The organism is Variovorax sp. P2_H12, assembly GCF_056403395.1.
The window spans coordinates 205,812-229,715 of record NZ_JBFUFO010000009.1 but is presented as its reverse complement, the minus strand read 5'-3'; the positions used below and the strand labels follow the sequence as shown (position 1 = coordinate 229,715).

Here is a 23,904-nt window from a genome sequence, read left to right as displayed (position 1 = left end):
GCTCAGACCTTCTTGATTGCGGTCTTGCCAAAAAGGCCGGCCGGGCGCACCGCCAGCACGATCAGCAGCAGCACCAGGCCGGGCACGTCCTTGTAGCCGGTGCTCAGGTAGAAGCCGGTGGTGGTCTCGGCGATGCCGAGGATGATCCCGCCGAGGATGATGCCCATGCCACTGGTCAGCCCGCCGATGATCGCCACCGCGAAGGCCTTGAGGCCCAGCACCGCGCCCATGGTGGCGCCGGTGAGCGTGAGCGGCGCGATCAGCACGCCCGCGAAGGCCGCGGTCAGCGAGGACAGCGCATACGAGAAGGTGATGACCAGTCCGGTGTTGATGCCCATCAGCTTGGCGGCGTCGCGGTCGTTGAAGGTCGCGACCACGGCCTTGCCGTAGATCGAACGGCGGTTGAACAGCTCGACCGCCAGCATCATGAGGACGGCGCCGACCACCACCAGGATTTCCATCGGCAGCACATTGGCGTTGAGGAACTTGATCGGCGCCTCGGGCAGCGGCGACGGGAACTTGAGGTCGTCGCGGCCCCAGACGTTCTCGGCCACATTCTTGAAGATGATGCCGAGCGCGATGGTCGACATGATCCAGCCGAACTCGGACTTGATCTTGATCGCCGGGCGAACGCCGATGCGCTCGACCACGGCGCCCTGGACGGCGCCGAAGAGGCACACCAGCGGGATCATGAGCCAGTAGTTCACGCCCAGCGTGACCAGCGTGAGGCCGACGAGCGCGCCGAGCATCAGCGCATCCCCCTGGCCGAAATTGAGTGTGTCGGATGTGGCGAAGGTGAGCTGATAGCCGAACGCGATGACGGCGTAGATCATGCCCAGCGCGATGCCGCTGAAGATGAGTTGGGTGAGGATTTGCATGAACGGCTTTCGCGAAGCGTTGGGCATGAAAAGGCGCCGCCGCGGGCATGACCCCGGGGCGGCGCCGGCGCACGGACGCGGCTACTGCTTCAGCAGGGCGTCGTTGGCGGTCATGTCCTTGAGGCGAACCTGCGCCGCATTCTTCAGGTCGTCGGGGCTGGCGTAGACCACCCGGCCGGCCTTGACTTCGCCGAACACCGGGATGTTGGCGGTGATGGCGTCATGGTCGGCCTTCGAGAAGGGCTTGTTGTAGGTCGTCACCACGCCCTCCACCGGCGTCTTGAGTTCCTCCAGCGCGGCCTTGATCTTCGGGCCCTCGGTGCTGTTGGCCTGCTTCATGGCCGCGGCCAGCAGGTAGACCGAATCGTAGCCCTGGGCGGCCGACACCGGCGAATCGATGCGGTCGTTCTTGGGCTTGAAGGTCTTGAGGTAGCTCGCGATGAACTCCTTGCGCTTCGGCGTGGTGCCTTCCTGGATGAAGGTCTGCGGCATGCGCGCACCATCGCCGCCGGGGCCGGCGTTGTCGATGAAGTTGGCCATCGACAGGGTCCAGCTGCCGACCATCGGCACCTTCCAGCCCAGCTTGGTCATGCCGTTGGCGATCTGCGCCAGCTCGGGGCCGATGCCGTAGGTCAGCACCGCCTCGGCGCCGGCTTCCTTGGCCTTCAGCAGCTGGGCCGTCATGTCGACGTCCTTGATGTTGAATTTCTCGACCGCCACCGGCGTGATGCCCTTGGCCTTGAGCGCCTTCTCGAGGTCTTCGCGGCCCAGCTGGCCGTAGTTGGTCGAGTCGGCCAGGATCGCGACCTTCTTGTAGCCGCGGCGCGTGACGGCTTCCTGCACGATCATCGGGGCCTGGATGCTGTCGTGCGCGGAATTGCGGAACACGTAGTTGTCCGGCTCCTTGTCGAACTGGCGCGTGATGACCGAGCCGGTCGCGACGTTGTTCATGACCGGGATCCTGGCTTCCTGGAAGAAGCGCTGCGAAGCGAGCGCGACGCCGGTATTGATGTAGCCGACCACGGCCACGACCTTTTCCTTGTTGATGAACTCCTGGGCGATCTGCACGCCGCGCTCGTTCTTGGCCTCGTCGTCACGCTCGACCAGCTGGATCTGGCGGCCGAGCACGCCGCCGCTCTTGTTGATCTCCTCGGTGGCCAGGCGCACGCCGTCGCGCATGCTGACGCCCATCGACGAGGAGCCACCGGTGAACGGGCCATCGACGCCGATCTTGATCGGATCGGCCGCGAATGCGCCGGCTGAAAACGAAACGGCGCAAGCCACCGCGAGAAGCTTGAATCGCGAATGCATCGGTGAGATTCTCCAAATGTTGTGTTGCAAGAATGCCCACCGAACATAGCGACGGGAACCGGTTTCGGAGAGAGTGACAACCCTAAAGCCGCTACAAGGATTGCAGAAGTCCGCGGCTTCCGGCCGCGCCTCAGCGCCCGGAGCCAGCCAGCTGCTTGCGCCGGTTCTCGCCCTGCCGCACGAACATCCAGCCCGGGTACTCGGGCGGCAGCCGGCTGACCTCGTCGAGCTGCGCGAGTTCGGCCGCGCCCAGCGCCACCTGCGTCGCTGCCAGGTTGTCGGCCAATTGCTCGGTCCGCCGGGCACCGACGATCACGCTCGTGACCTGCGGCTGGTGCAGCAGCCAGGCCAGCGCGACCTGGGCCACGGAGACACCGTGCGCCTCGGCGATCGGACGCATGGCGTCGACGCAGTCCCAGGCCCGATCCTTGTCGACCGGGGGGAAGTCGAAGCTGGTGCGCCGGCTGCCTTGCTCGCCCTGCTGCCCGCGGCCGTACTTGCCGCTCAGCAGGCCGCCCGCGAGTGGACTCCAGACCATCAGCCCGACGCCTTCGCTGCGCAGCATCGGGATCAGTTCGCGCTCGAGGTCGCGACCGGCCACGGTGTAGTAGGCCTGCAGCGATTCGAAGCGCGCGAGCCCCCAGCGCTCGGCGATGCCCAGCGCCTTGACGATCTGCCAGGCGGCCCAGTTGGAGACGCCGACATAGCGCACGTGGCCATGGCGCACCAGCTGGTCGAGGGCGCGCACGGTTTCCTCGATCGGCGTGGCCGGGTCGAAGCCGTGGATCTGGTAGAGGTCGATGTGGTCCAGCTGCAGTCGCTTCAGGCTGGCCTTGACGCCGTCGAGGATGTGGCTGCGTGACGCGCCGCGCGCATTCGGCCCGGGACCGGTGTCGCCGAAGACCTTGGTCGCGACGACCACCTGGTCGCGCGGCACCTTGAGGTTCTTCAGCGCCTGGCCGGTGATCTGCTCCGACAGTCCGCCCGAATAGACATCGGCGGTGTCGATGAAGTTGATGCCGGCATCGAGCGCCTGGCCGACCAGCCGTTCGGCGTCGGCCTGCTGGAGGTCGCCGATCTGGCTCCAGATACCGTCGCTGCCGCCGAAGGTCATGGTGCCGAGACAGAGCTCGGACACGAACAGGCCGGTGCGGCCGAGGGGATGGTGTCGCATGCTGGGACTCCTTGGGTTCGAGCGTCCGGCACGCGCGCCGGACCGCCCGAGAGCATAGGCGTCCTTGCGAATTCCTGCAGGGCGGCCTAGGCGTCCTCCGGCGCCGCCGGATCGTCCTCGCGCCGCCCCGACCCCTTCTTGCGCACCCGCGCCGCCTTCTTCGCGGCGCGCTCCGCATCGAGCAGATGCCCCGCTGCCAGCCACTGCGCGAATTCCTCGGGCGTCTCCAGCGTGATGCGCCCGATGTTGCCGCTGCGGAATTCGTTCATCACGATCTCGGCCGCCTTCTGCAGATTGACGCGGCCCTTGCCCAGCAGCGCACCGCGCTTGCGGCCGATGGCTTCGAGCACCTCCTCGTCGCGCAGCGCGCCGATCGGATCGATCTTGAAGCGCGCCTCGACCAGGCCCGCGTAGTGGCCCTTCAGGTAGTCGAGCAACTCCAGCGCCACCTCCTCCTCATCGAAGGCGTTGCGGCCGATCGCGCCGCTGGCCGCCAGGTTGTAGCCGCTCTTGGCGACGATGATGCGCGGCCACAGCATGCCCGGCGTGTCCCAGAGGTAGAAGTCGTCGGCCAGCGTGATGCGCTGCTCGAGCTTGGTGATGCCGGCCTCGTCGCCGGTCTTGGCCTTGCGGCTGCCGGTGAGCGTGTTGATGAGCGTCGACTTGCCGACATTGGGAATGCCACAGATCAGCACCCGCATCGGCTTGGCCATGCCGCCGCGCAGCGGCGACAGCTGGTGGCAGGCGTCGATGAGCTGGCGCGCCGGCGTGGTCTGGCTGGCATCCAGGCCGATCGCCCGCGTGTCGGGCTGGCCGTTGTAGTGGGCCAGCCAGAGCGCGGCGCAGGCCGGGTCGGCGAGGTCCTGCTTGTTGAGCACCTTGAGACCCGGCTTGTGACCGGTGAGTTCGGCCAGCTTCGGGTTGGCGCTGGAGCCGGGCAGCCGGGCGTCGAGCAATTCGATGACGACGTCGATGTCCTTGATCCGCTCGGCGATGGCCTTCTGGGTCAGGTGCATGTGACCGGGGAACCACTGGATGGCCATCGGGAGTCTTTCTTTGTATGCGAGGGTGGCTCCGGATTGTCGCTGCCCCGCGCGGGGGCGTCGTTCCGGCCACGGACGCGTTCCCCAAATGCTTACGTACAGCCGCGTCCGAAGGGTGCACAGTCAGGGCTTGCAGAAAGGACATGCCATGCAGATCCAAGTCAACACCAGCAACGGCATCGAGAACAAGGACGCCCTGGAGCGCTGGGCCGACAGCGAAATGCGCCAGACCCTCGCCCGCTTCGTCGCCGATGTGACGCGCGTCGAGATCCACTTGAGCGACGAAAACCATGACGCCAGTGGTGGTGGCGACAAGCGCTGCGTGATGGAGGCCCGCCTGGCCCGCCATCAACCGCTGGCGGTGAGCCACCATGCACCCAACCTCGACGAGGCCTTCCGCGGCGCCTGCGACAAGCTCAAGCGCGCGCTCGACAGCACCCTGGGCCGGCTCTACGGCCGCCGCGACCGCGACTCGATTCGCAAGGACGGCGATACAGTCGAAGAATGAAAGGCCCCCACGCTCCCCCACTGCGTGTGGGTCGCTGCCCCCCGAGGGGGCCGCAGGCCGCCTTGGGGCGGCCCGGCGCCGGCCTGAGCCCCACCGTTCCCCCACTGAGTGCGGTGCAGCCCCCCGGGCGCTGCACCGGCGTCGGCCTGAACCCTCAGCGCCTGCCCGCGTTCGCCATCGCCTTGCCGACCTCGTTGCTGCCTTGCGCCGCGCCGCTCTGCGGCACGATCTCGCCGGCGCGGTCGGTCACTTCGGCCAGCCGCTGCGCGAGTTGCTCGGGTGCGTCGGCGCCCAGGCCGATCCAGGCGCCCTCGGTCAGCGTGACGTGCGCAGCCTCGAAAGTGCCGGCACCGGCGCACAGGATGGTGCGGTTGGGTGCGTCCTGCGCCGCCAGCACCAGCATCGCGGGCACCACGGCTTCGGGCTTCAGCGCCTCCAGCACCGCCTCGGGCATCAGGTCTTCGGTCATGCGGGTGGCGGCGGTCGGCGCCAGGCAGTTGACCCGGATGTCGTTCTTCGCGCCCTCGATCGAGAGCGTCTGCATCAGGCCCACGAGCGCCAGCTTGGCGGCGCCGTAGTTGCTCTGGCCGAAATTGCCGTAGAGGCCGGAGGACGAGGTCGTCATCACGATACGGCCGTACTTCTGCTCGTTCATGAGCGGCCACACCGCCTTGGTGCAATGGACCGCCCCCATCAGGTGGACGTCCATCACCAGCCGGAAATCGGCCAGCTCCATCTTGGCGAAGCTCTTGTCGCGCAGGATGCCGGCGTTGTTGACCAGGATGTCGACCCGGCCCCAGGTCTCGACGGCCTGCGCCACCATGGCCTGCACGGCCTCGAAGTCGGTCACCGAGGCGCCGTTGGCGATCGCCTCGCCGCCCGCCGCCTTGATCTCGTCGACCACCGCCTGGGCGGCGCTGACCGAGCCGCCGGAGCCGTCGCGGGCACCGCCCAGGTCGTTGACCACGACCTTGGCGCCACGCGCCGCCAATGCCAGCGCGTGCTGGCGGCCCAGGCCGCCGCCGGCCCCGGTGACGATGGCCACACGGCCCTTGAAGTCGATGCTCATGCTGTCGGTGCTTTCATAAAAAAATGTGACTCGCCCCACTCCATCGGGGGGTGTATGCGGCTGCGCGCAGCGCGCCCGTTCGGGAGCCGCGGCGGAACCGGCTTTGCCGGGCCGCAACGCGGCGCCCCCTGGAAGGGGGTGGGCGGCTACACGCAGTGAGCCAACCTGGGGGTGGGCTCACAACTCAGCGCGTTGGCTAATGGGGGCCGCGGGCGTCTCGGCCCAGTGGTTCTTGAACCCGAGACGCGCCGGGGAGACGTATTGCTCGCGGTAGATCTCGAACGGCATGCTGTCGCTGGCTTCGATGCGCTTCTGCGCCTCGATCGAGGTCTGCGTCATGCGCTCGAACTGCGCGCGCAGGTCGTCCGGGAACGGCAACGCGAGCAATGCTTCGCGCGTTTGCTCGGACCGGGCGCGCACGAAACCGACGAAGGAATCATCGTGCGCCTTCATCGCCTCGAGCACCCTTGCCGACGGCAGCACGGCCGGATCGCGCAAGGCCGCCTCGGCCGCGCGCACCGCCTCGGCGTGCTGCGTGCCGCCGTGCGCCGCATCGAGCGCGGCAGCGATCGGCACGAACTGCTCCAGCAGCTCGGCACCCCAATCGGTCAGCGTGGCGTCGCGCCCGGCGCGCCGCAGTTGCAGGCCGGGCTCGCGCCCGCGCGCGGCCGTCAGGTGCTGGTTGTGCGCCAGGTCGGCGATCTCCTCGCGGGTGTCGGGCGGGCTGTCGGTCAGCAGGCAGTGCAGCAGGAAGACGTCGAGGAATCGCATGGTCTGGGCATTGATGCCGACCGGCTCGAAGGGGTCGAGATCCATCAGCCGCACCTCGACGTATTCGACGCCGCGCTCGCGCAGCGCATGCAGCGGGCGCTCGCCGGGGTAGATCACCCGCTTCGGGCGGATGGTGCCGTAGAACTCGTTCTCGATCTGCAGCAGGCTGGTGGCGAGCTGGTTGTAGTCGCCGCCCAGATTGCGGATGCCGATCGCCTCGTAGGCCGGCCAGGGCCGGGTCAGTGCGTCCTGCAGCGAGGCGCCATAGCCGTCAAGGCTGTTGTAGCTCACGGCCAGCGAGGCCTGCGCCTCGCTCTGGTAGCCCAGCCGGCCCATGCGCAGCGAGGTGCCGTGCGGCATGTGCATGCTGCCCTCGCCCAGCGGCAGCAGCTCGTGTGGCCGGCCATCGACGAAGCTCGAACACAGCGCCGGCGAGGCGCCGAACAGGTAGAGCAGAAGAAAGGCGTGGCGGCGGAAGTTGCGGATCAGCGCGAAGTACTGCTCGCTCGACACGTCGGGCAGCGACCAGTTGTAGTGAATGCCCGAGATGGTCTGCATGCGCCGCCCGTAGCGGTGGCTCAGGCCCATGCGGTAGACGCTCTTGGCGCGTCCGACATTGGACGAGCCGTAGCGCCCGATCGGAATGGTTTCGTCGGGGGGCAGGCCGCAGGGCATGCTCGAAACCCAGAGCCGTTCGTCGCCCGCTTCGTCGAGCACGCGGTAGGTGAACTGGTGCACCCGCACCAGTTCCTCGAGAGCCGCCTCGACGCCCGCATGGGCGCCGGTGATGAGTTCGAGCTGCGACTCGCTGAAATCGGTCGTGATGTGCGGATGCGTGAGCGCCGAGCCCAGCGCCGCGGGATGCGGCGTCGGGGCCAGCTTGCCATCCGGTTGCGCCCGCAGGCTTTCCTTCTCGATCCCGCGCCGCGCCCCCCGGAGCCGCGCGGGCGAGAGCGCGTCCAGGCGCTCCTTGAAGTTACTCATTTAGTTATCACCCATCGTTCTTTGGTGGGGACGGAAGGTAGCATGCCGAAAGAAATGTTGCTCGCCCCCAGGTTGCCCGGCACTTCGTGTCCGGGCGCCCACCCCCTACCGGGGGCAATACCAGCGGCCCGGCGAAGCCGGTTCCGCGGTATTCCACGAAGGGCGGCCTGGCTGCGCCGGCCGAGTCAGGCCAGGACGCGGAGGAGGAATTTATTGAGGTCGGCGATTTCTTCCATGCAGACCGAGTGCTCCATCGGGTAGTCGTGCCATTCGACGTCGTAGTCCAGCGCCTGGAGCGCATCGCGGCTCTGGGTGGCGCGAGCGATCTGGACCACGCCGTCGCGCAGGCCATGGGCCTGGAAGATCGGCGTCTTCTGGTTCGCCGGATGGCGCTCGGCCGCGGTCGTCGCGGCCAGCGGCAGGTAGCCCGACAGGCCGACGATGCCGGCGAGCGTTTCTGCATGGCGCAGCCCGGTCATGAAGGCCATGGCGCAACCCTGGGAAAAGCCGGCGACCACGATCCGCGCGGCCGGGATGCCTCGCGCCTTCTCGTTGGCGATCAGTGTCTCGATCGTCGCCTGCGATCGGCGCAGGCCCGCCTCGTCCTCGCGCTTGGCCAGGTCCGGACCCATGATGTCGTACCAGGCGGGCATCCGGTAACCGCCATTGATGGTGACCGGAATCACGGGTGCGTTCGGGAACACGAAGCGCACCGGGCCGACAGGGCCCAGGTCGAGTTCGTTGGCGATGGGCACGAAGTCATTGCCGTCGGCGCCCAGGCCGTGCATGACGATGACGGTGGCCGTCGGGTTCGGGCCGGTTTCGATTTCGATGGGTGGATTTGACATGGCTCCGAAGTTACCGCAGAAATCGACCCCGCCTCCGACAGGACGGCCGCCTGGCTGCCTTTCGGAAAATCCGTCGCCCGCTCGCTCCGCCAGCGCCGACCGGCAAAATGGCGTCATACCAACGACTGGAGACACTCATGTTGACATTGATCGGCTTCGCAGCCAGCAACTACTACAACAAGGTCAAGCTCGCACTGCTCGAGAAAAACGTGCCCTTCGACGAGGAACTGGCCTGGATCGGCGAAACCGACCTGGCTGCCTCGCCGCTGGGCAAGGTGCCCTACCTGCGCACTGACCAGGGCATGCTGTGCGAGTCTGCCGCGATCAACGAGTACATCGAGGCGGCCTACCCCGAAACCCCGCTGCTGCCGGCCGACCCCTTTGCCGCGGCCAAGGTGCGCGAGCTGACGCTCTACCTCGAACTGCACCTCGAGCTGGTGGCGCGCAACCTCTACCCCGAAGCCTTCTTCGGCGGCAAGGTCAGCGACGGCCTGAAGCAGAAGATCGGCAAGGATCTCGAGAAGAACATCGCCGCCTTCGGCAAGCTCGCGCATTTCGACACCCCCTTCATCGCCGGCGAGCAGTTCACGCTGGCCGACTGCGCGGCGATCACCCATCTGCCGACCGTCGCCGGCGCCACCAAGATGATCTACGGACGCGACCTGCTGGCCGAGCAGCTGCCGGCCGCGCGCGACTACCTCAAGCGCATGAGCCTGCGGCCGCATGTGGTCGCGGTCAACGCCGACCGCAAAACCAACACCGAGGCGATGTTCAAGCGCTACGCCTGAACGGCAACGATCTCTTCAAGGACCACGATGCACAGCTCCGCAGCCACCCGCCATTTCTCGGGCACCTACGCCGAGGCCCGGCGCAAGTTCCTCGATGCCGCCGCCGAACGCGGCGCGGCGGTCGAATCCTTCGTGCTCGAAGCGCATCGCGGCGCGCTCGGCGAGACGCTGGCCACCGACGTGGCGCGGGTCGGCGCGCCGGGCGCCGCCAGGCTGCTGATCGTCAGCTCCGGCACGCACGGCCCCGAAGGCTTCTGCGGCTCGGGCTGCCAGGTCGCGACACTCCACGATGCCGACCTGCTGGCGCGGCTTGCACAGGGCGGAATTGCGCTGCTGCTGGTGCACGCGGTGAATCCGCACGGCTTCTCGCACCTGCACCGCACCAACGAGGACAACATCGACCTGAACCGCAACCACATCCCTTTCGATGCGCCGCTGCCGGTCAACGCCGCCTATGCCGAGGTCGAGCCCTTCGTGCTGCCGGCCAGCTGGCCGCCGACCGCCGCCGACGAGGCCGCGATGGCCGCCTACATCGACAAGCACGGCATGCGGGCCTACCGCACCGCAGTGACGGCCGGTCAGTACACATCGCCCGACGGGGTGTTCTACGGCGGCCTGGCGCCCTCCTGGAGCAACCGCACCATTCGCGCGATCCTGCGCCAGTACGCAGCGACCGCCACCGACATCGCCTGGATCGACATCCACACCGGCCTCGGCCCCTACGGCCACGGCGAGAAGATCTACCCGGGCCGCAACGCGGTGGCGGATCTGGCGCGCGCGCGGGCCTGGTGGGGCGCCGACGTGTTCGCGCCCTTTGAAGGCAATTCCGCCTCGGCCGACGTGTCGGGGCCGGTGGTGTCCACGGTCTATGACGAATGCCCACAGGCCGCCGCATCCCTGATGGGGCTGGAGTTCGGCACCCTGCCCGACCAGGAAGTGATGCGCCGGCTGCGCGCCGACACCTGGCTGCGCCGGCATCCCGAAGCGCCGGCCGCGCAGCAGCGCGCGATCCGACAGGACTTGCGCGACGCCTTCTACTGCGACAACGACGAATGGAAGGGCATGATCCTCGGCCAGACCCGCGTGGTGCTGCTGCAGACGCTGCAGGGGCTCAAGGCATGACCCCGGGGGGCCGCAGGCCGGCTACGGGAAACTTCGGCGCCCGCCGTTCGCGCAGCGACGCCACGCCTTCGCGCACGTCGGGCCCGGCAAAACCCATGAACTCGAGCGCCAGCGAGGCGTCGAAGGTCGGCCCGGCCTGGCGCAGCCAGTTGTTGAGCGCGTACTTGGTGAAGCGGATCGCGCTCTGGCTGCCGGCTGCCAGCCGGTCGGCCAGCGCGTAGGCACGCGGCAGCAACTCGGCCTCGTCCACCGCCAGCGAGACCAGGCCGATGCGCTCGGCCTCCTCGCCGCTGACCGGTTCGCACAGCAGGAGGTGATACTTGGCCTTCGCCATGCCGCACAGCAGCGGCCAGACGATCGCCGCATGGTCGCCGGCCGCGACGCCCAGGCGCGTGTGGCCGTCGACGATCTTGGCGCTCTTGCTGGCGATCGAGATGTCGGCCAGCAGGCCTGCCACCAGCCCGGCGCCGACCGCCGGCCCATGCATCGCACTGACGATCGGCTTGTCGCAGTTGACGATGTTGTAGACCAGGTCGCGCGCCTCTTTCCAGACCCGGGTGCGGACGGCGTCGTCGGTGGTCATCTGCTCGACCATGGCCAGGTCGCCGCCGCCCGAGAATCCCATGCCTTCGCCGCGCAGCACGGCGCAGCGCACGCTGTCGTCGGCCGCCACGTCGCGCCAGATCTCGGCCAGCTCGCGATGGCCGTCGTGCCCTGCCGTGGGCAGTTTTCCGTTCTGGGCCCGCATCTGGATGTCGAGCACGGCATCGGCTTCTCCGCGGCGCGTGATCGCGAGGGTGCTGTAGCGCGTGTAGTCCATGGTGATGCCCTTCGTGGCGTCAGAGCTTGGCCGCGAGATCGCGGCACTGCTGCAGGTTGCGGTTGAACTTCGCTTCCATGCCCGGCTCGCAGGCCGAACTGGTGGTCATGATGCGGCACAGGCCGACCACCAGGAAGTCCGACACCGCATCGGTGCACATCGGGAAGCGCGCCAGCGCGGGGTTGTCGCGCGTCTTGAAGCCCCAGCTGTCGGAGAAGCCCAGCATGCGGCCCATCGCGTCCTCGAAGTAGTCCCGGTCGCGCGCCGCGATGGCCGCTTCCATGGCCGGCAGCTCGCCGCCGAGGAAGCTCATCGCCGCGGCGGGAAAGCGGTTGGCCTCCTGCTGCGCGGCGGCGCCCGAGGCGGCGGCGAGCAGCAGCGGCGCGACGGCGCGCCCGAGGAAGGCAGGAATGCGGGAGCGAAGGAGGTCCATGGGTTCCGGTCTGGCGATGGGCTTCGAAGGCCGCCCGATACAGGCGGCCGCTGGAACCGTATTTGAACCGAAACTTGGGACCGCTGGATCACCAGCTCAGGCGCATGCCGATCGAGCCCTGCAGAGACGATTTCACCTTGGCATCGCCGCCCGCGTTGTAGAGCTGTCCGACTTCGCCGTACAGCGTGGCCGTGGGCGTCAGCGCCAGCGTCATGCCGGCGGCCAGCTCGGTGGAGACATAGCCGCTGGCGCTGGCGATGCGGGTGCTGGCCGCCGGACCGATGAAGGTCGCGACGTCGGTGCCCGAACCGGCGTGATAGACGTTGAAGCGGCCATAGGGTTGGAGCCGGCCGGCCGCGGTCGCGACATCGCCCTTGATGCGCACGCCCAGCCGGCCGATCCAGCTGCCGTCGGCATCCTGGTTCACCAGCGCACCGCTGATCAGCACGTCGTCGAAGCGGTTGCGCTGGTAGATCAGCTGCGCCTGCGGCTCGATCGTCCAGCCCTCGGCCAGCGCGAAGCCCTTGCCGGCCTCGATCGAGGCCGTGAGACTGTTCGACTTGCCCTCGGCGCTCAAATTGCCATTGGGGAGCACCGTGTAGCTGTGGCGGCCGCCCTGCAGCACGGCATCGGCGTAGAGGCCGTCCGCCCCCATCCAGGTCGCATAGCCGCCGAGGTAGCGCGACTGCAGATCGTTGCGGCCGACCGCCGCGACCAGGCCGCGGGCGTTGCCGCTGACGTCGGCGTTGCCGTCCAGCGTGCCGACATAGATACCGGCGCGCCAGCCGCCGGTGGCCAGCAGGTCGGTGCCGGCCTGGACGCCGCTCACGTGGCCCTGGCTCTGTGCCGCGGCCACGCCCTCCTGCCGGATGTCGAGGTCGCTGTAGATGGCGCGGGCCCAGGCCTGGCGCCCAGCTGCGGGGTCTCCGGAGGCAGCGGCCGCCGGCGCCAACTCGTCGCCGACGCGCCGGTGCAGGTTGCCCAGCATCGCCAGATCGGCCTGGCGCAACTGGGCCGGCAGGGCCGCGAAGAGCGGCACTTCGGCACGGTAGGTGGGCACGGCGACCGGCTGCAGGGTCTGCCCCTGACTACTGATGTTCTCGAGAATCGGCAGCGCCGTCGGCACGGTCGGCACTGCCGGCACCGTGGTCGACGAGCGCAGGTACCAGTTCTCGCCGGCCCCCGTGGCATCGGCCGCGTACAGGCGGTATTCGTAGGCACCCGCATCGACGTGGCCGCCGGCCAGCGCGAAGGCGTCGCGCGTGGTCTGGGCGGTGGTGGTGGCGCCGTTCAGCGCGCTCACCACTTCGATGCCGTTGCCCGTGGTCAGGCCGCCGAGGCCGCCGAGATTCGTGACACGCACCGTGGTGCTGCCGCTCGCGCTGGCGGCGGCGCCGTTCAGCACCAGCCGGTCGCTCAGGCTGCCGCTGGCGCCCAGCACCGTGCCGAGACTCAGCACGCCACCGTGGCCGACATAGGCACCGTTCACCGTCAGCGTGCTGCCGGCCTTGCTGCTCAGCAGGTTGACCGTGCCAGCGTTGCGCAGCGACGCGACCGACTGGTCGAAGCCGGCCGTGTCGAGCGCGGCGCCTGCCGCCACGGTGTGGGCCGAGGCAGCGCTGAACACCTTCGCCGCCGCGGCCCGCAAGGTGCCCGCCTCGACCGTGGTGGCGCCGGTGTAGCTGTTCGCGCCCGACAGCACCGTGGCGCCGCTGCCCACCTGCCTCAGCGCGCCGCTGCCGCTGATGACGCCGTCGAGCTGCAGGGTGTTCGAACGGTTCAGGCTCAGCGTGCCGTTGTTGACGACATTGCCGACGACGCTGCCGCTCGTGCCGCCGGCGCCCAGCTGCAGGGTGCCGGCCGTGATGGTCGTGCCGCCGGTGTAGCTGTTGTCGGCCGTGAAGGTCGTGGTGCCGGCGCCCAGCTGCGTCACGTGGCCGCTGCCGCTGATCGGCGCCGCGAACGTGACGGCATCCAGGCGGTTGATCACCAGCGCCGCGTTGTCGACGATGGGTCCGTCGACCTTGCCGGCCGTGCCGCCGGCGCCCAGCTGCAACACGCCGGCCGTGATCGTGGTCGTGCCGGTGATCGCCTGGTCGCGCGTGAGAATCAGCGTGCCGGCACCGGTCTTCTCGATGCCGCCCGAACCGGTCAGCAAGCCGGTGTAGTTGGCATCGGTCGGCTGTGCGAAGCGCACGATGCCGTTGTCCGTGATCGCCAGCGGTGCGAAGCCGGCGCTGGTCTGCAGCGTGCCGGCCGCATCGACCGTCATGCTGCCGGTGTAGCTGCTGGCGTCCGCGCCAAGGACCAGCGTGCCGCCCGCCACCCGGGTGCTGGTGATGTCCGAGGTCGACAGCGCATTGTTGAAGGTCCAGGTGCCGCTGTCGTTCTTGACCAGGGTCTGGAAGTTCGAGATCGGCTGGCCGAAGGTCCCGACCCCGGTGCCGTTGAGGGTCAGCGTGTTGCTGCCGCCGCCGCCGTCGATCCCGCCGGTGATCGACGAGCCGTCGTAGAGGTTCAGCGTGTCGTTGCCGTTGGCGAAGTTCAGCGAGCCCAGCACCTGGCCCCGGTTGGTGAAGGCGATCTCCGTCGTGCCGGACACGCCCATGACCCTGCCCGAGCCGCCGGTGTACTCGATGACGCCGGTGGCACCGTTGACGACGGTGTTCTGGCCCGAATCCGGCTGGAACCAGATTGCCGCGCCGCCCGCGCTCGACCGGATCTCGCCGTCGTTGATGATCAGGTTGCCGGTTCCGAACGCATTGACCGCCTCCGCGGTCCACGAGTTGCCCGTCGAGAGCACCTTGGCGCCCTGTCCGATCGTCAGCGTGTTGTTCGAATACATCTCGATGGTGTTGGCACCCGAGCCCACGCCAAAGAAGCCGTCGCTGCCGGGCGGGGCGGCGTTCTCGACCGTGGCGCCGCCGCGGATCTCGATACTGGAATCGCTGCCGATGCTGATGCCGGCCTGGACGCCGGTGCTGATCAAGGCGCCGGGCTCAACGACGACAGCGGTGCCCGAAGCGGTGCCCGGGCCGCTGCCCACCGTGACCCCCTGCGTGCTTCCGGCGGCGCAGGTGATCACTGCGCCGCTGGTCGAGCACGCGGCCGCCGCGGCACCGCCGAAGCCGAGCAAGGCGGCGCCCAGGGCCATTTGCAGGATCGCGAAGCGCTGGGACGGCCTGGCGTTCGAAGGCGATGACGGGCTGACGCTGCGGGTGGCGGACTTGCCGGCACCGGAAGCCAGCTCGGAGGCCACGGCCCAGACCTGGAGCGAGGAGTTCCAGACGACACTGAAAACGCGATTCATGCAGTTGCTCTTCCAAAAAATGAAACGCCCGAAGGCGAAATGAGTACTTACGAATGTAATCCTTAGGTACACGTTTTTTAGAGGAACAAATTCACGGATCGCACGAAATCGGTGCGTTCGCAGTAAAGAACGCTATGGTTCAAATAGCAAATAAGTCACATTTTTCGGGGTTTTCCTGGGTTCGGAACGGCTCGGGCGGGTCTTTCACCGCCCGGTCGGCCACCGTCTCAGCCGCGTGACACCGGGCGTCGCGCGCACGCGACGGCGAGACGCCCTGGATGGGGCCGTAAACTCGCCCGATGGCATCCAGACGACCCGCGCGGAACCCGCGCACCCTCGAGCGCGGAATCATGTGCATCCTCATCGGCGCGGCGGTGCTGATCGCGCCGAGCTTCCTCTCGTCGCCGGGTTGGCGCGAGACGGTCGGCGGCGCCTACCTGGTCGGCTGGTTCGCGCTGGTGCTGGGCATCGCCCTGGTGGGCGTGGACCTGGTTCAGCGAGCCCGGTCCAGGGGGCGCTGAGCCCCCGGGCGCTTCCCCGCGCCGCGCACGCTCAAGGACGCGCGCGTATCCTCTTCACGAGTTCGACCCCGGCCAGCACGATGCTGCCGGCGACGATCCCGACCGCGGCATTGGCGCCCGTCGAGGCCAGGGCCCGCAGCAGGCCACCGGCATCGGCGGCCCAGGCCTCGACCGCATGGGCCAGAGCCGGCACGCCGTGCACCAGGATGCCGCCGCCGACCAGGAACATCGCCGCCGTGCCGGCGATCGAGAGTCCCTTCATCAGCCAGGGTGCCGCCGCGAGGATGCCGCGCCCCAGGGCCCGCGCGCCCGCGCCTTCGCGCCGGCTCAGGTAGAGCCCCGCGTCGTCGAGCTTCACGATGCCCGCGACCAGGCCGTAGACGCCGACGGTCATGATCAGCGCGATGCCCGCCAGCACCGACAGCTGCGTCAGGAAGGGCTGGCCCTGCACCGTCCCCAGCGTGATCGCGATGATCTCGGCGGACAGGATGAAGTCGGTGCGCACCGCGCCCTTGATCTTCTGCTTCTCGACCGCCACCAGGTCGACCTCGTCGCTGGCCACCGCCTGCTCGTGCCGCGCGGTATCGGCGGCGTGCTCCTTCTGGTGCAGGAACTTGTGCGCAAGCTTCTCGCAGCCCTCGAAACACAGGAAGGCGCCGCCGATCATCAGCAGCGGCGTCACCAGCCAGGGCAGCCAGGTCCCGATCGCCAGCGCCGCCGGCACCAGGATCGCCTTGTTGACGAAAGAGCCCTTGCAGACCGCCCAGACCACCGGCAGCTCGCGGTTGGCCCTGACGCCCGCCACCTGCTGCGCATTCAGCGCCAGGTCGTCGCCAAGGACGCCGGCGGTCTTCTTGGCGGCGACCTTGGTCAACACCGAGACATCGTCGAGCACCGTCGCGATGTCGTCGAGCAGCAGCAGCAGGCTGGTGGCCATGGAGCGCTCCTGCTCAGACGTTGCGCTTGAGGCGGATCTCCTCGATCTTCACGCTCCCGAGGGCCGTGGTCTTCGCGGTCTTCATCTCGCGCTTGAAACCGGCCAACTCGTGGAAGCGCATCGCGCGATCGTTGCGCAGCGGCACCCAGATCGTGACCACGGTGCAGCCCTCTTCCTCGAGGCCGTCGCGGGCGGCGTCCCACAGGGCAACGCCGACGCCCTTGTCCCAGTGCTCGGGATTGACGTAGATGGCCCAGATCTCGCCGGTGGTCGATGGCGTCTTGGCGTCGCGCGAGCGGTCGTAGCCGACGAAGCCGACGACCTCGCCGTCGAGCACTGCGACCTGCACCTGCGGCTCGCTGAACTCGATGGCCTCACGCCACTTGGCTTCGCGGCTGGCGGGCGCCAGCGCGCGCAGCTCGTCTTCGGGCAGGATGCCCTCGTAGGCGGCACGGGCGGCAGCGGCGTGGACTTCGGCGATGGCTTTGGCATCGCGCAGGGTGGCGGGGCGAACTTCGTAGTCGGACATGAATGCGGGAAGCGAAACGGTAAAGGCCATATTGTCGCCGCGCCGAAGCTGCGGGCTAAACTTGCCGCTGCATTTGCATTCGCACTATCCCGGAGAACCCCATGGCAAAGAGTCAGCAGCGCAGCAACAAGGAAGCCAAGAAACCCAAGAAGGACACGGCACCCCCCAAGCCGCCGGGTGCTGCCATCGAACCGGTGCGCACGATCACCACCGCGGTGATCCCGCGCGGCAAGCTCAAGAACAAGTGAGCGACGCGCCCAGCCCGAGCGCGAGCCCGCAGCCGCAGCCGCGCAACCCCCTGCACGGCCTCACGCTGGAGGCCATCGTGACCGCGCTGGCGGACTGCTATGGCTGGGAAGGCCTGGGCGAGCGCATCCCGCTGCGCTGCTTCACCAGCGACCCGAGCGTGGCTTCCAGCCTGAAGTTCCTGCGCAAGACGCCGTGGGCGCGCGAGAAGGTCGAGAGCCTCTATCTCTTCATGCTGCGCGACCAGCGACGGCAGCAGTCGTCGCCGCCGCCGCGCCCCTGATGAAGGTCCGCATCCAACCGGGCGGCTTCAGCTTCGATACCGACGCCGGTCTCACGCTGCTGCAGGCGGCCGATGCCGCGGGCATCGAATTGCCGAGTTCGTGCCGCAACGGCACCTGCCGCAGTTGCATCTGCAGGCTGGTCGAGGGCCATGTCCGCTATCGCATCGAGTGGCCCGGCGTCAGCGCGGACGAGAAGGCCGAGGGCTGGATCCTGCCCTGCGTGGCGGAGCCGCTCGGCGACGTCGCGCTGGACGTGCCGCACGCCTTCTCCGCGTTCTAGGGCCTGTGGAGGAGCCGGTCGCGCTGCGCCAGCGACGGAAAGAGCCGGAACCAGGCCAGCGCCACCAGCACGGTGCCGACGCCGCCCGCCACCACCGACCCGACCGGCCCCAGCAGCGCCGCCGTGGCGCCCGACTCGAACTCGCCCAGCTGGTTGCTGGCGCCGATGAAGATCGAGTTGACCGCGCTCACGCGGCCGCGCATGGCGTCGGGCGTCTCCAACTGCACCAGCGTCTGGCGGATCACGACGTTGACCATGTCGGCGCCGCCGGAGACCGCGAGCGCGATCAACGAGACGATGAAATTGCGCGACAAGCCGAACACCACCATGCAGACGCCGAACAGCGCCACCGCCATCAGCAGCGTGCGGCCCACGTGACGCTCGACCGGCCGGCGCGTGAGCAGGATCGACGTCACGAGCGCGCCCACCGCCGGCGCGCCGCGCAGCAGCCCGAGGCCCCAGGGCCCGGTGTGGAGGATGTCCTTGGCATAGATCGGCAGCAGCGCCACCGCGCCGCCGAGCAGCACCGCGAACAGATCGAGCGAGACCGCCCCGAGCACCGGCTTGCGTTTCCAGATGAAGTCGACGCCGGCCAGCACGGTGGCGAGGGTCACCGGCTCGCGCGCCGGCGGCGTGTGGGCATAGCGCAGCCGCAGCACCAGCGCGGCGGCCAGCGCGAAGAAGACCAGCGCCGCGCCGTACACCACGCCCATGCCGGCCACGAACAGCAGCCCGCCCAGCGCCGGCCCGCCGATGATGGCGCCCTGCATGCCGGCCGAGCTGAAGGCCATCGCGCGCGGCAGCATCATCGGCGGCACCAGCAAGGGCGTGAGCGCCTGCTGCGCCGGCATCTGAAATGCGCGCACGGCCCCCAGCACCAGCGACAGGCCGAGCAGCAAGCCGCGCGAATCGTGCGCCACCTGCACGGCAAGCAGCAGCATCAGCGCCACCGCTGCCTGCACCGAGAAGCAGGCGGCGACGATGCGGCCCCGGTGCCGGCGGTCGACCACGTGGCCCGCGAGCAGCGCCAGCAGCAGCGCCGGCACGAACTGGTAGAGACCGACCAGCCCCAGGTCCCAGGCGCTGCCGGTCAGCTCGTACATGTGCCAGCCGATCGCGACCAGCAGCATCTGGCTGGCGGCGGTGCCGAACAGGCGCGCCACCCAGAGCTGCATGAAGGGCCGCTCGCGCGTGAGATCTGAAAAACGGGTGGGGTGAACGGCAGGCGGCGCAGCAGGCATTGGCTGCGAGGATAGCCGAGCCTTCTAGACTCGACGTCCTGATGACCGAACTGCAAGCGATCCACATCGACCCTCACCTGCTGGTGCTCGACAAGCCCGCCGGCCTGCTGTGCGTGCCCGGCCGGGGCGATGACAAGCAGGACTGCCTGAGCGCCAGGGCGCTGCGGCAATGGCCCGATGCCCTGGTGGTGCACCGGCTCGATATGGCGACCAGCGGCCTGGTGCTGATGGCGCGCAGCCCGCAGATCCAGCGCGCGCTCGGCGACGCGTTCGCGGCGCGGGAAGTGCACAAGGGCTATGAAGCGATCGTCGATGGCCTGCTGCCGGCCGCGCAAGGCTGGTCGCTGATCGATGCGCCCCTGGCCGCCGACTGGCCGCGCAGGCCGCTACAGAAGATCGACCCCGCGGGCAAGCCCAGTCAGACCCGCTGGCGCGTGAAGCGGCAATTGCCCGAACGTCATGCCAGCCACCTCTGGCTGGAACCGCTGACCGGACGCAGCCACCAGTTGCGCGTGCACCTGCTGTCGATCGGGCACCCGATCCTCGGCGATGCACTGTACGGCGACGACACGGTGCGCGAGCGCGCGCCGCGGCTGCTGCTGCATGCCACGAGCCTCGAATTCATCCACCCGGCCGATGGCCGGCTGCTGCGCTTCGACAGCCCGCCCTCCTTCGCATAGACCCCGTCTCGCCCACGGCCGGCGAAGCCAGGCCCGTTCGTGAAACACCGCGGAACCGGCTCCGCCGGGCCGCCGGTGTTGCCCCCGGTAGGGGGTGGGCGGGCTACACGAAGTGAGCCCAACCTGGGGGCGAGCTACAGATCCCCGCGGACCACCAGGACGGGGCATTTGGCGTCCTGCAGCACACGCTGGGTGACGCTGCCCAGCAGGAGCTTCTCGATGCCGGTGCGTCCATGCGAGCCCATGACGATCAGGTCGGCGCCGATCGCGATCGCGGTGTCGACGATGCCCTCGTGCACCACGTGGCCGTCGATCACGCGCTGGTCGCTGTGCAGTCCCTCGGCCGCCAGGGCCGCAACGCCGCGCGCCAGCGCCGCATTGGCGCTGCTGGTGGCGGCCGCGAGGTATTCGTTCTGGCCCAGCGCATAGTCCGCGCCGACGCCAATGAAGGGGTAGTTGTCCACCACATGGATGAGCGTGATGCGACTGCCGAACGCCAGCGCCAGCCCGCTGGCCTTGCTGACCGCGAGCATCGAGGTGTCGGACCCATCGATCGGGACCAGGATGTGATTGAACATGGCAGACCTCTTTGGTTCACTACAGGGTTCGACGGCTCGAACCGGGCCCCGAATTTACATCCAAGGCCGGGCCACAGTTGTAGGACGACTGCGGGGCGCCGCGAGTTCCGGGTCCGGCCGGCGCCGGGCCGCCCCAAGCCGGCTGCGGCCCCCTTGGGGGGCAGCGACCACACGAAGTGAGGGAGCGTGGGGGCATCAGTCCCCCTGGAAACCGTCCGCGCGGCAGGTGACGACCAGCGTGTCGCGCCAGCCCGGCTCGCCGTCGATCAGGGGCTGGATCGGCGTCGACTCGTGGATCACGCGGGCATCGTCGAGCAGCAGCAGCGTCCACGGTTCGGTCAGCGTGAAGCGCTCGCCGCGGCGACCGGTCGCCTCGAACACCCGCGTCTCGCCGCCCTTGATGTTGTGGCGCCCGGCCAGCGCGACCGCCACCAGGTCGACCCCGTCGCGGTGCGCGCCCTCGGGCGTCGGCCGTCCGATACCGTCGGCCGTGTCGATGCGGAACTGATGCGCCTCGACGTACCAGCGCTGCGCGCCACGCAGGCCGCTCGCCACCTCGCCGAGGCCGCGCATCAGCTGCTGCCAGACCGGTTGCGCCACGGTCGCCGCCTCCATCGGCGCGAACCAGCGCTGCATGCCGCCATGCAGCGCGTTGTATTCGACCGGCTGCCAGTGGGCGCGGTGCGGCGCCTGTTCGATGGTCGCGCCCTCGACAGTGAAACAGGCATGGCGCCGCGTGCGATAGCGCCCGCCGTCCTTCAGGTACTCGTCGGGCGGCAGATGGGCCCAGTCGCCATGCAGTGCGTCGAGTGCGGCCAGCGGCATCCCGAGCCAGTCGGCCACGCCCTGCGGACTCAGGACGGCATAGCCATCCTGGCGCAAGGTGGGAACGAGTCGATCGGGTGGAGTGAAAGGCGGACTGAATCCGGTGCTCACTCCGTCACCTTCACGTCCTTCCAGAAGGCCACGCGGTTCCTGACCATCTCCGCCTCGGGCTTCGGGTCGGCGTAGTACCAGGCCGCATCCGCGTGGAGTTCGCCGTTGACCAGCAGCGAGAAGTAGTTCGCCGTGCCCTTCCAGGCGCACGTGGTCTTGTGGTTGCTGAAAGTCACATGGTCGCGGTTGAGCGACTCCATGGGGAAATAGTGGTTGCCTTCGACCAGCACCGTGTCGTCGCTCTCGGCCACGGTGACGCCGTTCCAAACTGCTTTCATCAAGATTCTCCGGTGCCCGCCAAAAACTGGGGCAACACGCTATTGTGCCGCCGGCGCCTGCAGCCAGTGGACGCTGAACAGGCGCTCGGGATCGGTCCACACCGCGGCCGGCCTGAAGCCCGCCTCCTCGGCCAGCGCGCGCAGGCCCTCGACCGTGAACTTGTGCGAGTTCTCGGTGTGCAGGGTCTCGCCTTCCTCGAAGCTGAAACGTTGGCCGTCGAGCGTCACTTCCTGCGACCGGCGGCTCACCAGATGCATCTCGACCCGCCGCAGCGGCGAGTTGTAGAAAGCCGCATGGGTGAAGCCACCGAGGTCGAAGTCGGTGCCGAGCTCGGCGTTGGCGCGCCGCAGCAGGTTGAGGTTGAAGGCGGCGGTCACGCCCTGCGCATCGTTGTAGGCGGCATGCAGCAGGGCCGGGTCCTTGACCAGGTCGACGCCCAGCAGCAGGCCCCCGCCGCGCAGCAGCCGATGCGCGAGCTGCAGGAAGGCCAGCGCCTCGTCGGGTGTGAAGTTGCCCAGGGTCGAGCCCGGAAAGAAGCCCACCCGCTGGCCGATGCCCTTGCCGCGCGCGGGCGGCAGCACCAGCGGCATCGTGTAGTCGGCCACCACCGGCTGCACCGCGAGCCGCGGGTAGTCGGCGCGCAGGCGCGCGGCCGCCGCCTCCAGGTGCGCGCCCGAGATGTCGATCGGCACGTAGCGCCTGGGAGACTCGAGCGCGTCGAGTAGCAGCCGCACCTTGGTGAGCGAGCCGGCGCCGAACTCGATGATCTCGGCATCGGGGCCGATCTGCGCCGCGATCTCGCCGGCGCACTCGGTCAGGATGCGCAGCTCGGTGCGCGTCGGGTAGTACTCCGGCAGTTCGCAGATGCGATCGAACAGCGCCGAGCCCGGGGCGTCGTAGAAGAACTTGGGCGAAATGCTGCGCGCGTCGAGACTCAGGGCCGCGAACAGCTCGCGGGCGAAGTCGGACAGCGGCGCGGCGCGCTGCGCGGCGCGGAATGCGTGGCGGTTGAATGCAGGAGTGCCCATCAGAGGTCCTTCGCGAGCCGCAGCCCCGAGAACTGCCAGCGCGCGGCCGGCGGGAAGAAGTTTCGATAGCTGGCCCGCGTGTGCCCGTCCGGCGTCGCGACACTGCCGCCCCGGAGCACCAGCTGGCCGACCATGAACTTGCCGTTGTATTCCGCCGCGATGCCCGCGAGCGGCCGGAAGCCCGGGTACGGGTCGTACGACGAGCGGGTCCATTGCCACACGTGGCCGCTCATCTGGGTGATGCCGGGCGCATCGTGCGCGACTTCCCATTCGAACTCGGTCGGCAGCCGCGCACCCGCCCATTCGGCGTAGGCCGCGGCTTCGAAGAAGCTCAGCTGCGCCACCGGCGCTTCGAGCTCCAGCGGCCGCACGCCGTGCAGGCCGAAGACCTGCCAGCCGCCCGGCACGCCCTCGTGCGCCAGGCGCGGATCGTCGGGCGCCAGCCAGTAGGCGGGGGCGCGCCAGCCTTGCGCCTGTACGGCGGCCCAGCCGTCGGACAGCCAAAGCTCCGGCCGCTGGTAGCCGCCGTCGGCGATGAACTGCGCAAAGTCGCCGCAACTCACGAGCCGGTTCGCGATCGCATGGGGCTGCAGCAGCACAGGGTGCCGCGGCGTCTCGTTGTCGAAGGCGAAGCCCGGCTCGCCGTGGCCCACCTCCACCACTCCGCCCGGCTGCGGCAGCCAGGTCATGGCGGGGGTCGCGCAAGCCAGCCGCAGCGCCGGGCCGGCCGGCGCACGATAGGCCGGCAGCAAGGGGTTGCACCACAGCGCATGAACGATGTCGGTGACGATCAGTTCCTGGTGCTGCTGCTCGTGCTGCAGGCCCAGCGTGACGATCGGCTCGATGGCGGCCCAGTCGGGCCCGCCCGCCTTGCCGAGCAGCGCCAGCACCGCACCGTCGACATGGCGGCGGAAGGCATGCACCTCGTCCAGCGAGGGCCGAGTCAGCAGGCCGCGCTGCGGCCGGGGGTGGCGCGGGCCCAGTGCTTCGTAGTAGGAGTTGAAGAGATAGTGGAAGCGCGGGTCGAACACCTTGTAGCCGCTCGCGTGCGGCTGCAGCAGCACCGTCTCGAAGAACCAGGTGGTGTGCGCGAGGTGCCACTTGGTCGGACTGGCGTCGGGCATCGACTGGATGCACTGGTCCTCGGCCGACAGGGGTGCGGTCAGCTTGAGGCTGTGCGCGCGCACGGCCGCGAAACGATCGCGCAATGCCTCCGCCGCCGGCAGCTCCGGACGGATCAGGTTCATGGGGTCTCCAGTTTGGACTCGAACGTCTTTTAGCCCACACGGACGGGGAAACGCCGTAG

Annotated in this window: 26 protein-coding genes; 8 read left to right on the top strand and 18 right to left on the bottom strand. The window is 68.9% G+C overall.

Annotation, left to right across the window (positions count from 1 at the left end; all coding sequences use genetic code 11):
* Positions 1–2: 2 nt before the first annotated feature.
* The 4 genes from AC1DYK_RS08800 to ylqF all read right to left on the bottom strand — a co-directional run bounded on the left by AC1DYK_RS08800 (position 3) and on the right by ylqF (position 4,406).
* Entirely contained in the window at positions 3–878 is an 876-nt protein-coding gene (locus tag AC1DYK_RS08800; protein WP_478156601.1) for a branched-chain amino acid ABC transporter permease, read from the bottom strand.
* Positions 879–959: 81 nt separating this feature from the next.
* Positions 960–2,189, bottom strand: a complete 1,230-nt coding sequence (locus tag AC1DYK_RS08795) for an ABC transporter substrate-binding protein (protein ID WP_478165917.1) — start codon at positions 2,187–2,189, stop codon at positions 960–962.
* Positions 2,190–2,319: 130 nt separating this feature from the next.
* Entirely contained in the window at positions 2,320–3,363 is a 1,044-nt protein-coding gene (locus AC1DYK_RS08790; RefSeq protein WP_478165916.1) for an aldo/keto reductase, read from the bottom strand.
* An 86-nt stretch (positions 3,364–3,449) separates the two neighbouring features.
* Positions 3,450–4,406 carry a ribosome biogenesis GTPase YlqF gene (gene ylqF, locus AC1DYK_RS08785; protein WP_478165915.1) on the bottom strand — a complete coding sequence of 319 codons (957 nt, stop codon included), beginning with the start codon at positions 4,404–4,406 and terminating at the stop codon, positions 3,450–3,452.
* Positions 4,407–4,554: 148 nt separating this feature from the next.
* Here ylqF and AC1DYK_RS08780 point away from each other — a divergent pair, with 148 nt between their 5' ends.
* Positions 4,555–4,914, top strand: coding sequence for an HPF/RaiA family ribosome-associated protein (locus AC1DYK_RS08780; protein WP_478090868.1), 360 nt, complete (start codon positions 4,555–4,557; stop codon positions 4,912–4,914).
* 154 nt (positions 4,915–5,068) lie between these two features.
* Here the strand turns inward: AC1DYK_RS08780 and AC1DYK_RS08775 are convergent, their stop codons facing one another.
* The 3 genes from AC1DYK_RS08775 to AC1DYK_RS08765 form a co-directional block, all read right to left on the bottom strand.
* Complete coding sequence (locus AC1DYK_RS08775; protein WP_478165914.1) at positions 5,069–5,983, bottom strand: SDR family NAD(P)-dependent oxidoreductase; 915 nt, start codon at positions 5,981–5,983, stop codon at positions 5,069–5,071.
* 177 nt (positions 5,984–6,160) lie between these two features.
* Positions 6,161–7,738 carry a glutamate--cysteine ligase gene (gene gshA / locus AC1DYK_RS08770; protein WP_478165913.1) on the bottom strand — a complete coding sequence of 526 codons (1,578 nt, stop codon included), beginning with the start codon at positions 7,736–7,738 and terminating at the stop codon, positions 6,161–6,163.
* A gap of 185 nt (positions 7,739–7,923) precedes the next feature.
* Positions 7,924–8,586 carry an alpha/beta hydrolase gene (locus AC1DYK_RS08765; protein ID WP_478165912.1) on the bottom strand — a complete coding sequence of 221 codons (663 nt, stop codon included), beginning with the start codon at positions 8,584–8,586 and terminating at the stop codon, positions 7,924–7,926.
* A 137-nt stretch (positions 8,587–8,723) separates the two neighbouring features.
* Here AC1DYK_RS08765 and AC1DYK_RS08760 point away from each other — a divergent pair, with 137 nt between their 5' ends.
* Positions 8,724–9,374 carry a glutathione S-transferase gene (locus AC1DYK_RS08760; protein WP_478165911.1) on the top strand — a complete coding sequence of 217 codons (651 nt, stop codon included), beginning with the start codon at positions 8,724–8,726 and terminating at the stop codon, positions 9,372–9,374.
* Positions 9,375–9,401: 27 nt separating this feature from the next.
* Positions 9,402–10,496, top strand: coding sequence for a M14 family metallopeptidase (locus AC1DYK_RS08755; RefSeq protein ID WP_478165910.1), 1,095 nt, complete (start codon positions 9,402–9,404; stop codon positions 10,494–10,496).
* Here the strand turns inward: AC1DYK_RS08755 and AC1DYK_RS08750 are convergent.
* From AC1DYK_RS08750 to AC1DYK_RS08740, 3 genes are all read right to left on the bottom strand, one after another.
* Positions 10,486–11,316 carry an enoyl-CoA hydratase/isomerase family protein gene (locus AC1DYK_RS08750; RefSeq protein WP_478165909.1) on the bottom strand — a complete coding sequence of 277 codons (831 nt, stop codon included), beginning with the start codon at positions 11,314–11,316 and terminating at the stop codon, positions 10,486–10,488. The two genes, AC1DYK_RS08755 and AC1DYK_RS08750, sit on opposite strands and share 11 nt — an antisense overlap.
* A 19-nt stretch (positions 11,317–11,335) precedes the next feature.
* Positions 11,336–11,749 carry a hypothetical protein gene (locus AC1DYK_RS08745; RefSeq protein WP_478165908.1) on the bottom strand — a complete coding sequence of 138 codons (414 nt, stop codon included), beginning with the start codon at positions 11,747–11,749 and terminating at the stop codon, positions 11,336–11,338.
* Positions 11,750–11,837: 88 nt separating this feature from the next.
* Complete coding sequence (locus tag AC1DYK_RS08740) at positions 11,838–15,059, bottom strand: autotransporter outer membrane beta-barrel domain-containing protein (RefSeq protein ID WP_478165907.1); 3,222 nt, start codon at positions 15,057–15,059, stop codon at positions 11,838–11,840.
* A gap of 350 nt (positions 15,060–15,409) precedes the next feature.
* Between AC1DYK_RS08740 and AC1DYK_RS08735 the strand changes: the two genes are divergently transcribed.
* A complete protein-coding gene (locus AC1DYK_RS08735; RefSeq protein WP_478165906.1) occupies positions 15,410–15,580 on the top strand; it encodes a hypothetical protein in 171 nt (56 codons plus the stop codon).
* 31 nt (positions 15,581–15,611) lie between these two features.
* On the opposite strand, the gene AC1DYK_RS08730 is transcribed toward AC1DYK_RS08735, so the two are convergent.
* Both AC1DYK_RS08730 and AC1DYK_RS08725 read right to left on the bottom strand, forming a co-directional pair.
* The gene (locus AC1DYK_RS08730; protein ID WP_478165905.1) at positions 15,612–16,517 is read right to left on the bottom strand and encodes a DUF808 domain-containing protein; all 906 of its coding nucleotides are present in this window, start codon (positions 16,515–16,517) and stop codon (positions 15,612–15,614) included.
* 13 nt (positions 16,518–16,530) lie between these two features.
* Positions 16,531–17,046 carry an N-acetyltransferase family protein gene (locus AC1DYK_RS08725; protein ID WP_478165904.1) on the bottom strand — a complete coding sequence of 172 codons (516 nt, stop codon included), beginning with the start codon at positions 17,044–17,046 and terminating at the stop codon, positions 16,531–16,533.
* A 101-nt stretch (positions 17,047–17,147) separates the two neighbouring features.
* Here AC1DYK_RS08725 and AC1DYK_RS08720 point away from each other — a divergent pair, with 101 nt between their 5' ends.
* The 3 genes from AC1DYK_RS08720 to AC1DYK_RS08710 are packed head-to-tail and all read left to right on the top strand — an operon-like array spanning position 17,148 to position 17,856.
* Complete coding sequence (locus tag AC1DYK_RS08720) at positions 17,148–17,294, top strand: hypothetical protein (protein ID WP_442284930.1); 147 nt, start codon at positions 17,148–17,150, stop codon at positions 17,292–17,294.
* The gene (locus AC1DYK_RS08715) at positions 17,291–17,575 is read left to right on the top strand and encodes a VF530 family protein (RefSeq protein WP_478165903.1); all 285 of its coding nucleotides are present in this window, start codon (positions 17,291–17,293) and stop codon (positions 17,573–17,575) included. Before AC1DYK_RS08720 ends, AC1DYK_RS08715 begins: the two co-directional genes overlap by 4 nt.
* Positions 17,575–17,856 (top strand): 2Fe-2S iron-sulfur cluster-binding protein, encoded by a 282-nt coding sequence (locus AC1DYK_RS08710; RefSeq protein ID WP_478165902.1) that lies wholly within the window; start codon positions 17,575–17,577, stop codon positions 17,854–17,856. Before AC1DYK_RS08715 ends, AC1DYK_RS08710 begins: the two co-directional genes overlap by 1 nt.
* On the opposite strand, the gene AC1DYK_RS08705 is transcribed toward AC1DYK_RS08710, so the two are convergent.
* Positions 17,853–19,097, bottom strand: a complete 1,245-nt coding sequence (locus AC1DYK_RS08705) for an MFS transporter (RefSeq protein WP_478165901.1) — start codon at positions 19,095–19,097, stop codon at positions 17,853–17,855. The two genes, AC1DYK_RS08710 and AC1DYK_RS08705, sit on opposite strands and share 4 nt — an antisense overlap.
* Positions 19,098–19,138: 41 nt before the next feature.
* On the opposite strand from AC1DYK_RS08705, the gene AC1DYK_RS08700 reads away from it, so the two are divergent.
* Positions 19,139–19,777, top strand: coding sequence for an RluA family pseudouridine synthase (locus AC1DYK_RS08700; protein ID WP_478165900.1), 639 nt, complete (start codon positions 19,139–19,141; stop codon positions 19,775–19,777).
* A 134-nt stretch (positions 19,778–19,911) separates the two neighbouring features.
* Here the strand turns inward: AC1DYK_RS08700 and AC1DYK_RS08695 are convergent, their stop codons facing one another.
* From AC1DYK_RS08695 to egtB, 5 genes are all read right to left on the bottom strand, one after another.
* Positions 19,912–20,355, bottom strand: coding sequence for a universal stress protein (locus tag AC1DYK_RS08695; RefSeq protein ID WP_478165899.1), 444 nt, complete (start codon positions 20,353–20,355; stop codon positions 19,912–19,914).
* A gap of 195 nt (positions 20,356–20,550) precedes the next feature.
* The gene (locus AC1DYK_RS08690; protein WP_478158084.1) at positions 20,551–21,291 is read right to left on the bottom strand and encodes a 2OG-Fe dioxygenase family protein; all 741 of its coding nucleotides are present in this window, start codon (positions 21,289–21,291) and stop codon (positions 20,551–20,553) included.
* Positions 21,288–21,569 carry a DUF427 domain-containing protein gene (locus AC1DYK_RS08685; RefSeq protein ID WP_478090172.1) on the bottom strand — a complete coding sequence of 94 codons (282 nt, stop codon included), beginning with the start codon at positions 21,567–21,569 and terminating at the stop codon, positions 21,288–21,290. The genes AC1DYK_RS08690 and AC1DYK_RS08685 overlap by 4 nt, the downstream gene beginning before the upstream one ends.
* 39 nt (positions 21,570–21,608) lie before the next feature.
* Positions 21,609–22,598, bottom strand: coding sequence for an L-histidine N(alpha)-methyltransferase (gene egtD / locus AC1DYK_RS08680; RefSeq protein WP_478165898.1), 990 nt, complete (start codon positions 22,596–22,598; stop codon positions 21,609–21,611).
* Positions 22,598–23,845 (bottom strand): ergothioneine biosynthesis protein EgtB, encoded by a 1,248-nt coding sequence (gene egtB / locus AC1DYK_RS08675; protein ID WP_478165897.1) that lies wholly within the window; start codon positions 23,843–23,845, stop codon positions 22,598–22,600. Before egtB ends, egtD begins: the two co-directional genes overlap by 1 nt.
* Positions 23,846–23,904 lie beyond the last annotated feature (59 nt).

Coding starts and splice junctions, on each gene's coding strand:
- AC1DYK_RS08725 (WP_478165904.1), bottom strand. CDS start 17,046: ATGTCCGACTACGAAGTTCGCCCCGCCACCCTGCGCGATGCCAAAGCC.
- egtD (WP_478165898.1), bottom strand. CDS start 22,598: ATGGGCACTCCTGCATTCAACCGCCACGCATTCCGCGCCGCGCAGCGC.
- AC1DYK_RS08740 (WP_478165907.1), bottom strand. CDS start 15,059: ATGAATCGCGTTTTCAGTGTCGTCTGGAACTCCTCGCTCCAGGTCTGG.
- AC1DYK_RS08710 (WP_478165902.1), top strand. CDS start 17,575: ATGAAGGTCCGCATCCAACCGGGCGGCTTCAGCTTCGATACCGACGCC.
- egtB (WP_478165897.1), bottom strand. CDS start 23,845: ATGAACCTGATCCGTCCGGAGCTGCCGGCGGCGGAGGCATTGCGCGAT.
- AC1DYK_RS08755 (WP_478165910.1), top strand. CDS start 9,402: ATGCACAGCTCCGCAGCCACCCGCCATTTCTCGGGCACCTACGCCGAG.
- AC1DYK_RS08790 (WP_478165916.1), bottom strand. CDS start 3,363: ATGCGACACCATCCCCTCGGCCGCACCGGCCTGTTCGTGTCCGAGCTC.
- AC1DYK_RS08775 (WP_478165914.1), bottom strand. CDS start 5,983: ATGAGCATCGACTTCAAGGGCCGTGTGGCCATCGTCACCGGGGCCGGC.
- gshA (WP_478165913.1), bottom strand. CDS start 7,738: ATGAGTAACTTCAAGGAGCGCCTGGACGCGCTCTCGCCCGCGCGGCTC.
- AC1DYK_RS08685 (WP_478090172.1), bottom strand. CDS start 21,569: ATGAAAGCAGTTTGGAACGGCGTCACCGTGGCCGAGAGCGACGACACG.
- AC1DYK_RS08780 (WP_478090868.1), top strand. CDS start 4,555: ATGCAGATCCAAGTCAACACCAGCAACGGCATCGAGAACAAGGACGCC.
- AC1DYK_RS08750 (WP_478165909.1), bottom strand. CDS start 11,316: ATGGACTACACGCGCTACAGCACCCTCGCGATCACGCGCCGCGGAGAA.
- AC1DYK_RS08765 (WP_478165912.1), bottom strand. CDS start 8,586: ATGTCAAATCCACCCATCGAAATCGAAACCGGCCCGAACCCGACGGCC.
- AC1DYK_RS08800 (WP_478156601.1), bottom strand. CDS start 878: ATGCAAATCCTCACCCAACTCATCTTCAGCGGCATCGCGCTGGGCATG.
- AC1DYK_RS08705 (WP_478165901.1), bottom strand. CDS start 19,097: ATGCCTGCTGCGCCGCCTGCCGTTCACCCCACCCGTTTTTCAGATCTC.
- AC1DYK_RS08760 (WP_478165911.1), top strand. CDS start 8,724: ATGTTGACATTGATCGGCTTCGCAGCCAGCAACTACTACAACAAGGTC.
- AC1DYK_RS08795 (WP_478165917.1), bottom strand. CDS start 2,189: ATGCATTCGCGATTCAAGCTTCTCGCGGTGGCTTGCGCCGTTTCGTTT.
- AC1DYK_RS08730 (WP_478165905.1), bottom strand. CDS start 16,517: ATGGCCACCAGCCTGCTGCTGCTGCTCGACGACATCGCGACGGTGCTC.
- AC1DYK_RS08735 (WP_478165906.1), top strand. CDS start 15,410: ATGTGCATCCTCATCGGCGCGGCGGTGCTGATCGCGCCGAGCTTCCTC.
- AC1DYK_RS08700 (WP_478165900.1), top strand. CDS start 19,139: ATGACCGAACTGCAAGCGATCCACATCGACCCTCACCTGCTGGTGCTC.
- AC1DYK_RS08695 (WP_478165899.1), bottom strand. CDS start 20,355: ATGTTCAATCACATCCTGGTCCCGATCGATGGGTCCGACACCTCGATG.
- ylqF (WP_478165915.1), bottom strand. CDS start 4,406: ATGGCCATCCAGTGGTTCCCCGGTCACATGCACCTGACCCAGAAGGCC.
- AC1DYK_RS08720 (WP_442284930.1), top strand. CDS start 17,148: ATGGCAAAGAGTCAGCAGCGCAGCAACAAGGAAGCCAAGAAACCCAAG.
- AC1DYK_RS08745 (WP_478165908.1), bottom strand. CDS start 11,749: ATGGACCTCCTTCGCTCCCGCATTCCTGCCTTCCTCGGGCGCGCCGTC.